Consider the following 11,147-nt stretch of genomic DNA (forward strand, 5'->3'; position numbering starts at 1 on the left):
CCCCCCCCCCCCCCCCCCCCCCCCCCCCCCCTCTTTTTTTTTAACACCACACCCGGCAAAACCCGCCCTTCCTTTGTCTGGTGGGCGCGTTGTTGTTTAAAACACCCTGCGCGGGAACCCCCGCCGCCGGCGGCGGGGCCAGCGGTACAGCGTTCGCCGGTGGGGCCCCGGCCGCGGGCGGGGGGGATGCCGACACCGGCGTCTGCACCTGCGCAGCCTGACCCGGCGACGACGACACAGCCGAGCTGGCCGGCGGCGTCGCCGCCGGCGGCGGGCCAGCGGGCATCGTCGAGCCCGGCGGCGGCTTAAACGGCTGTGCCGCCGCGGCAGCAGAAGCGCCGGTAGCCAACGGCGACTGCGACGAAAACCCTTGTGCCGCACCAGAAAGAAACTGCTGCGCCGGGGTCTGTGGGATCGCCGACGATGGCGCGGATGGCGCACCGCCACCTGATAAGGCCCCACCGGCAGGGCTACTGCCCAGCCCACCCAACGGATTGCTCACCGGCGACGACACTCGCGGCACGCTCGCACCACCCAAGCCACCGGCCGACGTACCCGCACCCGTCGACGGCGGCACAGCAGCCGCAGGGCTAGCTGGCTGCGCGGGCGACACAGTGGGGTGCTCGGCGACCGCACCGGATGCGCGTATGTCGTGTTGGGCCGTCTGAGAATTCAGTTCTTGGGTCGATGGTTTTTCTTCGCCGCCGGTTGTCTCACCAGACTGGCCAGACTTGCGTATATCTGCCTGCTGTCTCGACTCAGCCGGTCGTGTATCCGCCTGACTCCCGCCCGTTTTATTGTCGAGAGCAGTCGCGCCGCCGCTGCCGCCGCTTTCCCCCTGGGTTGAGGCTGGTTTGACGTTGATCGCCCCGCCGTTCCCCGTTCCCGTTCCGGCTGGTGGGCCGGTGTGGATGACGGGGGTGAGTCCGAGCGCGGCCGGTAGCACGGGTACGGGGACGCCTTCATAGATACCGGCGATGGCAGTTCGATAAGCGTCCTTGATCGCTTCGATTTGGCGTCGTAGTGCGTCGATTTCGATCTGTGCCTGAGCGGCGTCTATTCCAGTGCCGGCGGCGCGCGGGGCGAGCTGCGCGATGCGGAACTCCGCCGCACCGATCAGAGCGTCCGCCCATTTGACCGCAATGATGGTGTCGAGCTTGGCCAGCAGAATCGCTTGAGCGGCTTCGCCGAGTGCGATAGCCGCCGGGGAGAGCCACTTGGCCAGTGCGCCGGCCATGTTGCCGACGCGGTGACCGGCGGCAATCTGCGCATCGAAACCTTCGGGTAGAGCTGCGGCGTAGTTGTTGGTATCGGTGTGGGTCTTCTGCTCGGCGGTGCTCGCTGCGGTCGCCTGTCTTTCGATGCGAGCCGCGACCGCCGCGAGCGCATCGTGGTCGATTTCGTACCAGTTGGCGCCGATCAGCTCGTGCGGATCACGGGGACGCTCAAGCAGTCCAGCGTCGGTGGCACTCATCGCGGCCCCCTCATCGCATAGCACATGCTGTTGACAGCGTTTCCGAAGTCGGTAGCCGCCACCCACAGCCGTTGATCATCGGGAGGCGTATAGGTCGGCAGACGGCCGGCGTAAGCATCCATGTACATCGCCTCCATTTGCAGCATCGTTCGGAGCACCGGGTCTGCCGCTTTTTCCGCGAGCCGTCGCATGTCTGCGGCTTCAGCCTTCATCACCGGGATGACCGCCATATTCAGCGTCCGCTGTTCAGCCGACCACTGCCCCGCTGGGATGTCAGGGTCGGTCTTCACCCAATCGGCACGCTTCGCGCGGTAGTCGTCATTCAGGTGTGACCATTCGGCGCATACGGGGTCGGGTGTGGTGGGGATGACGGGGTTGAGTGGTTCGGTGACGGTGATGGTTTGGGGTGCCGCGGCCGGCGGCGACGTCTGGTCGTGGCGGTTGGTGGTCGCACCGATCGCGCCGCCGATGAGTCCGGCGATCAGTAGTGCGGCAGTCGCGCCGGCGGCCAGGGCTATCCACTTTCCGCGGGAGGAGCGGCGGGGCCGTGCGGGGTGTTTGTCGGCGGCGGCGAGGACGTCGGCGTATGGGCGTTGGTTGAGGTCGGCCACGGCGGTGTGGATCGCTGCGGCGGGTGCGGCGACGTCGGTGAGGTTGCGGACGACGCGCGCCAGGGCGGTCTGGTGTGGATTGAACCGCGGGCCTTCGGGGGTGGGTGTTGCGGGCACGAACTGGCTGATCTGAGCGGGGGTGAGGCCGGTCGCCGCGGCCAGTTCAGGCAGGCTCATCCATTGGGGCTCGGGTGGGGCGTGGGTGGTCATATCGTCACCGTTTCGCCGCTGTTGGCGACGCGTTCAGCGCCTCGCCGGTCGGCCGTATCGACCCGTTCGGGGGCTGCGACCATTCCCTCACGGAGCTGGTCGACGCTGCTGTTGAACGTCGCGGTTTCGGTGCGAGCTGCGGTGAGGAATGTGCTGGTGGTGGTGGCGATGGCCGCGCTTCGTGTGTCACCGCCTGTCGGACTGGCTGGGAAGTCGGTGGGTAGGTGCATGCCGGCAGATTGCGCAGCAGCCGCGCCAACGGTGGTGTCGCCCCGGATCGCCATGTGCCTCTCCCCATCGTTTCCAGTGCTGTGACCTCAGCGTATGTGCTGCCCTGCCGGATTTCGACACCCGCGCTCACCAACGCGGCAATTTGTTGGAATTACGCATGTTTGATCTTTTGGATAAATCGCGGCGTGCAATTGTGGGCATAGAAAAATGCCCGCTTCTAATTGCCTTTTTGGTGTGCGGTTGTCCAATAGTCCGGTAATTTTTCCATTTCGTTGCGTTGTTCAATTATCGACTGCGGGTCGGTGAGGCTGGTCAGGACTGCTTGTTTCAGTCCGGCGTTGTTTTGCTGGTCGCCGGTTGTGTCCCATTGTGCGACGCGGTTGCGGTACCAGCCGATCCAATCGTTGGTTTCACCGCCGGCGGCCAGCCCGGCGCGGTACAGCGCGCCGAGGTTGTCGCGGTGAAACGTCGACATGAATGGGTCGAGAGGTGATGGTTTCCGCAGCGATGCGCCCAGGATCGGGGTCCGCAGCAGGTGTGGGCTGCTGGCTGCTCGGAGTTCGGCCCAGTTCCGGTTTTGGGCGTCCTCGTAGGCGTCGAATCGTTCGAGCGATTCGCGGTACCAGGCGTCGAGTGCGCGGCGCCAATCGCCGCGGGCGGCGTGGGGTTCCCAGTCGGCGACGGGGCTGGTGGCGACTTCGTACAGTGCCAGGTCTTCGGCGTCGTAGTGCCCGGTCGATGCCGCCGCGGCGGGTGGGCGTCGCCCACCTTCGTCGCTGTAGAGCACGGCTTCGACTGTGAGGGTGTCGCGCCAGTTCGGCGTGAGTGTGCCGGCGCGGGCGGCGGTCAGCACGTGCGACCGGAGCCGGTAGCGGGTGACCTCGACTTTGGTGGAGCCGCCGGAGTTGTTCAGGCGTTGAGCGCGTGCCTCTATCTCCCTCATTTTGCGTCGCATGGCGTCGTCGTTGCTCATGGTCTCGAACCTTCCCTGTCTGGTGTGCGCCAGTAGTCGGGTATCGGGTGTGTCGGCAGCGGCGGTAATGGCGGTGCAGCGCCGAACGCGCCGTGGTAGGGGTCGTTGGCCACGTCAGCGTCCCGCGGTGTGCTGGGTGCGTGCCCCCAGTGGGGCATGTCGTGGTTGAGCAGGGCCAAGTGGTATTGCTTGCGGCGTTGGCTGTCGCCCCAGTGGTGTAGGCGTTCGGCCAGCCAGTCGCGCCAGCCGTTGTCGGCTCCGGTCCCGGCCTCGATGCCCGCGCGGTAGGACACTTCCAGCAGATCGCGCTCGATGCGCTCCTGGTCAAGCCGGTATTCCTCGACGCCCGCACTGGTGGAGTCCGGGCGGGCCAGCCGGATCACTCGGGCTGCGAGGTCGGCGTCGGCGGCGACCGCTGATGCTGCGGCGAACCACTCATCTAACGCTGCCCGCCAATCCCCCTTGGCGGCGTGCGGTTCCCACGCCGCCGGCGGTATGTGGGCGACGTCGAGCGCCGCGCAGGTCTGCACCGTATCGGCGTCCAGATCGGCGCATGGGCCGCGTCCACGCTGGCCCAGCACGCAGGATTTCAGGACGGGTCCGGCTACTGGCTTCGGCGGCGGCGGTGGCGGCGCGGAGGCCACGGGTGTGCCGGCAAGGATGGCGGCCAGGGTGTGCGTTGCCCCGCCCAGCGGCTCGAACATGCTGCGGCGGGGCGGTGGGTTCATCGTGCGGGCGATGAGGTCGGCCCGCCAGGTGAGAGATAGCCGGCCTTCACGGGCGGCAGTGAGGACGTCGCCCAGCACCCACGCGTAGTGGCTGGTGTGCAGGCTCCACCACTTACCAAGTGCAGCCATCCCGACTACCCTCCGCTCGCGGTGCCGCGCTGGTAGTAGCTACCACCGCAGGTCAGGGCCGGAAACCGGGGGTGTGCCACCCCGCTACACATGCGAGAATGAGCGAAACCCGCTATTACCTGGTTACCAGCTATTTCTGCCGGGGAAAACCGCTCGTCCGCGCTTCCGCTTCGCACGCTTGAGCCGAGCGTAACCCCCTTGTCAAGAGGACTCAGCAAAAGCATTAGCACCTCCCTTGTTTGCAAGCACATTTGCATGCAAGCATAGTTGCACGCGCGTGAGCGTGCAACTATGCTTGCATGCATGACAGCAGGCCGGACGCTCGCGGTCGCCATGCAGAAGGGCGGCGTGGGGAAGACGACAACCACCATCAATTTGGCCTATGAGTTCGCCTGTGCGGCGTTGTCGGTGCTCGTCGTCGACCTCGACCAGCAGGCGCACGCTACGAGCGGACTAGGGATCACGGTCAGCGGCGACGACGCCAGCATGTACGAGGTGCTGCACGTCGAGCGCTCCGAGCGTGTGCCGCTGCGGGAAGTCATCAAGAAAACGGCGTTCGGGTTCGACATCGCCCCGGCCACGCTCGCCCTGCGCTCTCTGGACGCCGGCCTCGGCCCTGGCGGGCAGGCCCGGCTTGCCCGCCAGCTCGAACAGACGGACGGCTACGACGTCGTGCTGATCGACTGCCCGCCGGCGCTGGGTGAGTTGACGATCACCGCCTTGGCCGCCGCTGACGACGTGATCGCCGCCGTAACTCCCGGCGACTTCGAGCTCGACGCCATGCGCAAGCTCGGCAACGCCGTGCTCGACGTCCAAGAATCACTGAACCAACGAGTGGATATCCGCCACGTACTCATCACCCGCTACGACGGCCGCAACATGCTCGACAAGAACGTCCGCGAGCGGATACGCGCCGATTGGCCCGACGAGTACCTCGGCGAAATCCGGCTACGGGTGCGCGTGGGTGAAGCGATCGCCCGACAAATCCCGGTAGCCATGCACGACCCAGCCGGCGACGCCACCACCGACTACCGCCGCGTCGCAGCCACCATCGCAGAAAGGATTCGCGCCCGTGTCTAGCAGCAGCAGCAAGGCCCCCGGCCTCGGCGAACGTCAAGGCGTCAGCACCCGCCCCACCCGCGAAGAACGCCGCCGCGAAGTCGAGCGCGTCCAAGCCGCTCCACCCGACGACGACACGGCCGCCGCAGCGCAGGAAGCCAGCCAGGCGGCGGCGCTGACCAAGATCGCCCCCCGGAAGAAGCCATCAAAAGTGCCGTTCAACACCTACATCACCGCCAGCACGCAGCAGCGCATCGAATGGCTGAAAGGCCGCGGCTACGCCGTGACCGACATCGCCGAAGAAGCACTTCGGGAATTTCTGGACCGCGCCGGCGTGCCCGCCAACGACAGCGCCAGCGAGCGGCACGCAACCTAATTGCACGCGTGCATGCTGTACTGCATGCACGCACCCGTGCGCGCACACAAGCACGTTGGTAAGTGCGGCGCGCAGCTATTTGCCCGCAAACCCTGAGTCGCGGTCGCGCGAGCCTATTACCAGCCTTACTACCGGGGCGCGCGTTCTATTACGGTGTCGTTCTCATCAAAACGGCGCAGATACATCGGTTGCATGGATCGCTCGCGGCGCGGGACTTCATTCTCGAACTTTATTTGAGTCTGGCGCGGTAAGCGTCGAAATACCCTCCCGGCTATAAAACGCTTATCGACTACCGGCCGGTGCGACACGTGGCCGGATTTGGGTCCTCTTGAGAACGTCTCCGAAACCGGCTTACGTAAAACGCATGCGCAATCCGCAGTGGTGTCCAGCGTGTCGTAACGCCGCTTTCAGAAACTCTCGTGGTGTGGTTAATGGCATGGCAGCGACAAAGACGACGGGACGTCCACACTTGGGGGACCGTCATGTGTGTACAGCGCGGGTGCCGATACCCGTTCGTGACGCGCTCGACGCGCTCGCCGCCGAGGCCGGCACCGATCGCTCGACTGTGCTCGCCGATCTGGCGGCGGCGGTGGCGGGCCGACCGGACCTCGCCCGCCATGTGCGGTTCGACGCCCAGTTTCTAGGCCGAATCGACAACGACGGGGGTTTGCCTCTGGCTATGTAACTCCGCAGGGAGGCGTCTCGGCAGGCTTTGGTCGAGCACGCCCTCAGATGGGACATCTGAATACCTGGCGTGCGGATTTACCCCTGACATGACGAAAGCCCCGCTCACGCGGGGCCACGTCTGAGGTTTCGAGTCGAGTTACCCGCTCGGCTCGGGGTCCGCACCCCGCCATCCCCGAAGGGACGAATGTCTTACCAGGACACGTCTCACGGTAGCGCACACCCTTTTCTCACACCAGGGGACGCGCGAAACCGTGATCTAAACCGTAATCAATTCCCTGGTGGCGCGCGGCGCGCTATGCGCGTAGCGCCGTCGTCAGGATCGCGCGCTAGGCGCATAGCGGCGTCGCCGGCTCGGTTCGGGCGTGGCCAGGTCGCTACCGCGGTGGGTTCGCCGTGCAGCGGTGCGGTGTCGGATCGGCTGCGCAAGGTACGCGCCGCGGAGTCGCGCCGGGCGTGGATCGAACGGCAGGGTGAGGCCGACCCGGCGACTCCGGTGTGGTTGTCGCGTGACGGCTGGCTGGATGATGTGCGGGCGTGGGCGGCGTCGCCGGATTTCGCGGCGGTGTGCGCGTCCGTGCGGGTGTCGATCACGTCGGCCACGGTGGTGGCGGTCGCGGTGTTGTGGGCGAGCTTCGCCGATCACGGGACGGGCCGCAATGCGGCGGTCACCAGGGCGCGGATCGCCACCACCGTGGGTTGTGCGGCTAAGACGGTCAGCCGGGCGTGGCAGGTGCTCGGAGCGGCCGGGTGGGCGGTGGAGGCCGCGCGGGGGCACGGCTCAAGCTCGGGCCACACAGCCGGCAATCGGCCGTCGATTTGGCATCTGGTGAGCCGCCGGCCCGTCCCGGCGGCGGCTGATTCTGTGGGGAATGTCCACCTACCGGCGAAGCCGGGTAGTTGTCTTTTACCTCTCGTAGAGAGTTACTCACCAAGCGTGCGCGAACGCGCACGCGAGCATGTTTCACCCTCCGATCAACCCCGCCAGCGGCGGCGCTGGCGCGCCACGCCGCGCCCGCTGGCGGTACAACGGCTGGCCGATGAGTTGGCCGGCAACGCGTACGGTCGCCGAGGACTCTGCCACGGTCTCAGCCGCGGCCATATTGGCGCTGTCTGCGACGCACTCACCTCCGCTGGCATCGACCCGGCAGTCTGGACCGCGCGGGACGTGCGCGCGGCGCTGGACGCCGATATGCGGGCTACTGGCTGGTCGTGGCCGGATCAGATCGAGCGGCCTGGTGCGTTCCTGGCGGCGCGGCTGCGCCGCCTGCCTGCACGCCCTGACACCACCAGCCCGGTTGACTGCGGCACAGCCGCCGGCCTGGAACAGGACCGCAGGGCGCCAGTGGAGCCGTCAACCTCGCCGGTGGAGTTCACCGCACCGCAGCGTGCACGGATCGCCGCGGCGAAGGCGTACGCACACCAGACGATTGCCGATGCCCGTCAGCGCCGCGCCGACCGAGAGACGGCGGCACCACGCCGCCGCGTGTCGCCAATGCACGCCGCGGCAGCGACACCGGCAACTACGGGGGCGTGCTCATGCTGTGGCGCACCAGACGCGCCGCACCGCCGCTATCTGCCCGCCCACCGCGCGCACGTGTGTGACGACTGCTGGGGCGCAACATGAACAGTGCATGCCTATATGCACGTAAACATGCAAGTAGGGTTGCATGCTAAGATACATGCAACCCTGTGGTGAGAGGGAGCCTGTGCGATGGAGCATGTGATTTCGACTGGTGGGCGGACGTATCGGGTGCCTGCCGGTGATGATGACGTGGACGCGTTTCTGGCGTGGCTGGTGGAGTCACGCGGGGAGCCGGCGACGGTGGCGGCGTTGTCGCGGCAGCAGGTGTTGGCCCGGATCGCGCGGTCGGCGATCCCGGCGGGTTTCCCTGAGCCTGATGTGGTGATTGGTGATGCCGGCCGCGACAGCGGCGGCTATACCCGCGGGTGGCTGGCGGCCTCGGTGGCGGCGTGGGAGTGCGTGCAGGCCACGGTCGCCGATACCGGCGTTGAGGGTGTCGACGATGATGTGAGCGGCGAGCGCGGCGACGACGCCGGTTCGGCTCAGCAAGCCAGCGAGGGCGAGCCGGAATGGCGGCCGGGGGCGCGGCGGTGGTCGGGTGTGTCGGCGAGCGCTGATACTCGAGTGGCGATCCTGACGAGCCGGGGCGCGCTGACCCCTTCCGGTGTGGTGTTGACCCGCGGGCCGCTGCCCACGGGCGCGGACCTGGCGCGATTTGTGTGGCACCGCTGGCCGACCAAGCCGGCGCAGACTCCGCAGGTGTGGATCACCGCGCCGGCGTTGGTGGCGGCCGGTATGACCCCGCCGAAGAGACCACCGACCGCCTCCGATGACCTGTCGGCGGCGGTGGGCAAGGTCTTCGGCTGTCAGGTGACCGCGGCGAAGGCGGGTTGGTTCACCGCGGTATTCAACCGTGCTGACGCGGAGCCGGGCACTGAATCCACCGCCGATGGACGCCGGGTGCACCTGGTGTTGCTGCCGTTTTTGTGGCTCGATCCGGCCGGCCAGCGACCTAAAGACCTGGGTGTGGCCGGGACTCGCGGGACGGCGACGGAGCTGCCCGCCGATGAGGACGCCGCGGCGGCGGTGTTGGGTGAGCGGATCGCCTGGCTGGTGGAGTTCGGCGAGGGTGTGTTGCCGGCGGCGCGGCCAGCGTCGGTAGGGGCGGCGTTGCTGGACGCGGTGCGCCGGCGTGGCCGCTCGGCGCACCGGATCGAGGCGTGCCCGCTGCCGGACACGGTGTACGCCGAGACGCCGCGGCTGGACCCCGATATCGAGAACTGGAAGAACATGCCGCACGATGCGAAGGCCGATCGCGTCGATGTCGAGGTCGATCAGCGGGCGGCGTATCTAGCCAGCGCCGGTCAGGTAGAACTCGGCTACGGCGGTGTGCCGATCGAGCTGAGCAAGGCCGATCCGGCGGTGTTCGCCGAGAAGAACCCTCCGTACGGGCTGTGGCGGGTGACCACACCGCCAGCGGCATCGTTAGACGGGCTGAGCCGGCGTCTGCCGCTGCCGCACGGCTACATGCAGTGGGATGGTCCGGCGACGTTCTGGACCACTACACGGGCCGTTCAGCACCTCGTCGCGCCGGTTGAGGACGGCGGGGCCGGGCTGTCGGCCGGCGAGCTGCGTATTGACGGCGCGTGGGTGTGGCCGCAGCACGGGCGGCTATTGCGCACGTGGGCCGACATTCTGCGGGCCAAGCTGGCCGAGGCGACCGCCGCGGGCCGGCAGGATCAAATCGACACCATCAAAAACATCTACAAGGCGTTTCTCGGGCGCATGGCCGGCGGGCAGCACCCACCAGGCCAGCGGCACTACCAGCAGCCGGTGTGGGCGGCCACCATCCACGCCGATACCCGTTGGCGCGCACTGCGTTACGCCACCCACATTGCCACCACTTTGGACCTGTACCCGATCGCGGCCCGCGACATCGACACCTTCGTCTACCGCATCCCGCCGAATCTCGACCCTGCGGTGCTGACCGAGGATTCCGACGCCAACGGCAAGTACCGCGTCAAGCGAATCGTCGGCGAGGACTGAGCCCGTGGAGCACTGGGGACTGCCGTCCGAATCAGGCCAGGCACCGCGCCCGGCAGCACAACCAGCAGCACCCGGCCAGGTCACCCCGTCAACCGCCGGCGGCGGCTTCGGGTCGGCGTTTCGGTCACTGGTTGGCCGTAAGCTGCGCGAGCTTGGGGGGCGCTGGCGCACCCGTTCGGAGCGGGCCAGACGCGCCGAGGCCGCCCGCCGCGGCGCGGCCGAAATGGCGCGGCGCATTGAGCGAGAAACCGGCCACAGGCCCGCAGAGGCGACCATCCGGCGCAACGCACGCCTGGACCGCACACCACGCGGAGCCGATCAAGCCCGTCTTGACCGCCAAGCCCGCATCGACCAGGCCGGCGGCATGAACGCCTTCGCCAGACAGGCCGGTGTCAACCCGCGCGCCGTCCCACGCTGGCGCGATCAAGGCCGGCCACTCTCGCCGCGATCGGTGCGAATCGTGGCCGACGTCATAGGCACCCTGTGGGCCAACGGCGAGCCCTACCCGAGAGCGCTGACCGCTGACGTGACCGTGGACCCGCCGGAGGCTGATGCCGCGCTGGCGGCTTATGCGGTGGGTGATTGGGATGCGCTGGGTGAGGTGTTGGGGCCGCTGATCGCTGAGCAGGTGGATTGGGCTGGTGAGGCTGATCGGTGGTTTGAGGTGGAGGCGATCACCGACGTGACGATCCACTGACCCCACCCACCACCCGACGCGCGTTTTGCGTGCAGTGGTGCGTGCATGCACACACGCATGCGAGCATGTAGAGTGTTACGCGTCGTGAACATTTATAGCTAACTCGATAAGCTATACAAACAGATGAATATTGATTTGCTAATGAGGCGTAGCCGAATGGTGTCGAGCATGATAGAATCAACGTAAAGCAATGTTACACAACAAAATACGGTCATAGTCGAATCGGCGCAGCCGAACGACGGAGTAAGGAAAACTCGAAAAATGTTGATTATCAACAATATTCACGCAACAAACGAGTTGGGCGTAGCCCAACAGGTAACGTGAGAACAACGAAAACTATTGATATACAACATAATTCACAAACCAGCAAAGAGCGCCGCAGGCGCTCGACAGAGTTTGCCGGG

General features: G+C 66.8%; 11 protein-coding genes. 6 read left to right on the forward strand and 5 right to left on the reverse strand.

Annotated features, from left to right (window positions below):
* Positions 1 to 40: 40 nt before the first annotated feature.
* The 5 genes from CQY20_RS31860 to CQY20_RS31880 all read right to left on the reverse strand — a co-directional run bounded on the left by CQY20_RS31860 (position 41) and on the right by CQY20_RS31880 (position 4,356).
* Entirely contained in the window at positions 41 to 1,474 is a 1,434-nt protein-coding gene (locus tag CQY20_RS31860; protein WP_097945039.1) for a hypothetical protein, read from the reverse strand.
* The gene (locus tag CQY20_RS31865) at positions 1,471 to 2,295 is read right to left on the reverse strand and encodes an ESX-1 system-associated protein (protein ID WP_097945041.1); all 825 of its coding nucleotides are present in this window, start codon (positions 2,293 to 2,295) and stop codon (positions 1,471 to 1,473) included. The genes CQY20_RS31860 and CQY20_RS31865 overlap by 4 nt, the downstream gene beginning before the upstream one ends.
* Positions 2,292 to 2,579, reverse strand: coding sequence for a hypothetical protein (locus CQY20_RS31870; RefSeq protein ID WP_097945043.1), 288 nt, complete (start codon positions 2,577 to 2,579; stop codon positions 2,292 to 2,294). Before CQY20_RS31870 ends, CQY20_RS31865 begins: the two co-directional genes overlap by 4 nt.
* 164 nt (positions 2,580 to 2,743) lie before the next feature.
* The gene (locus CQY20_RS31875; protein ID WP_097945045.1) at positions 2,744 to 3,499 is read right to left on the reverse strand and encodes a hypothetical protein; all 756 of its coding nucleotides are present in this window, start codon (positions 3,497 to 3,499) and stop codon (positions 2,744 to 2,746) included.
* On the reverse strand, positions 3,496 to 4,356 hold the full coding sequence (locus CQY20_RS31880) for a hypothetical protein (RefSeq protein WP_133119187.1): 861 nt from the start codon (positions 4,354 to 4,356) through the stop codon (positions 3,496 to 3,498). The genes CQY20_RS31875 and CQY20_RS31880 overlap by 4 nt, the downstream gene beginning before the upstream one ends.
* 303 nt (positions 4,357 to 4,659) lie before the next feature.
* On the opposite strand from CQY20_RS31880, the gene CQY20_RS31885 reads away from it, so the two are divergent.
* The 6 genes from CQY20_RS31885 to CQY20_RS31910 all read left to right on the forward strand — a co-directional run bounded on the left by CQY20_RS31885 (position 4,660) and on the right by CQY20_RS31910 (position 10,743).
* Positions 4,660 to 5,436, forward strand: coding sequence for a ParA family protein (locus tag CQY20_RS31885; RefSeq protein WP_234816509.1), 777 nt, complete (start codon positions 4,660 to 4,662; stop codon positions 5,434 to 5,436).
* A complete protein-coding gene (locus CQY20_RS31890; RefSeq protein ID WP_097945051.1) occupies positions 5,429 to 5,791 on the forward strand; it encodes a hypothetical protein in 363 nt (120 codons plus the stop codon). Before CQY20_RS31885 ends, CQY20_RS31890 begins: the two co-directional genes overlap by 8 nt.
* 484 nt (positions 5,792 to 6,275) lie before the next feature.
* Positions 6,276 to 6,476: a hypothetical protein gene (locus CQY20_RS31895; protein WP_133119188.1), complete on the forward strand. Its 201-nt coding sequence runs from the start codon at positions 6,276 to 6,278 to the stop codon at positions 6,474 to 6,476.
* A gap of 384 nt (positions 6,477 to 6,860) precedes the next feature.
* Complete coding sequence (locus tag CQY20_RS31900; RefSeq protein ID WP_234816510.1) at positions 6,861 to 8,102, forward strand: RNA replicase; 1,242 nt, start codon at positions 6,861 to 6,863, stop codon at positions 8,100 to 8,102.
* Positions 8,103 to 8,189: 87 nt separating this feature from the next.
* Complete coding sequence (locus CQY20_RS31905) at positions 8,190 to 10,046, forward strand: hypothetical protein (protein WP_097945056.1); 1,857 nt, start codon at positions 8,190 to 8,192, stop codon at positions 10,044 to 10,046.
* Between the two features lie 4 nt (positions 10,047 to 10,050).
* Positions 10,051 to 10,743 (forward strand): hypothetical protein, encoded by a 693-nt coding sequence (locus CQY20_RS31910; RefSeq protein ID WP_097945058.1) that lies wholly within the window; start codon positions 10,051 to 10,053, stop codon positions 10,741 to 10,743.
* The last annotated feature ends 404 nt before the right edge of the window (positions 10,744 to 11,147 follow it).

The sequence above is a fragment of the Mycolicibacterium agri genome (assembly GCF_002553505.1).
GTDB lineage: Bacteria > Actinomycetota > Actinomycetes > Mycobacteriales > Mycobacteriaceae > Mycobacterium > Mycobacterium agri.

What these genes read in the sequence shown, in the direction of transcription:
- CQY20_RS31860 (WP_097945039.1), bottom strand. Translation starts at nt 1,474, where the DNA reads ATGAGTGCCACCGACGCTGGACTGCTTGAGCGTCCCCGTGATCCGCAC.
- CQY20_RS31865 (WP_097945041.1), bottom strand. Translation starts at nt 2,295, where the DNA reads ATGACCACCCACGCCCCACCCGAGCCCCAATGGATGAGCCTGCCTGAA.
- CQY20_RS31870 (WP_097945043.1), bottom strand. Translation starts at nt 2,579, where the DNA reads ATGGCGATCCGGGGCGACACCACCGTTGGCGCGGCTGCTGCGCAATCT.
- CQY20_RS31875 (WP_097945045.1), bottom strand. Translation starts at nt 3,499, where the DNA reads ATGAGCAACGACGACGCCATGCGACGCAAAATGAGGGAGATAGAGGCA.
- CQY20_RS31880 (WP_133119187.1), bottom strand. Translation starts at nt 4,356, where the DNA reads ATGGCTGCACTTGGTAAGTGGTGGAGCCTGCACACCAGCCACTACGCG.
- CQY20_RS31885 (WP_234816509.1), top strand. Translation starts at nt 4,660, where the DNA reads ATGACAGCAGGCCGGACGCTCGCGGTCGCCATGCAGAAGGGCGGCGTG.
- CQY20_RS31905 (WP_097945056.1), top strand. Translation starts at nt 8,190, where the DNA reads ATGGAGCATGTGATTTCGACTGGTGGGCGGACGTATCGGGTGCCTGCC.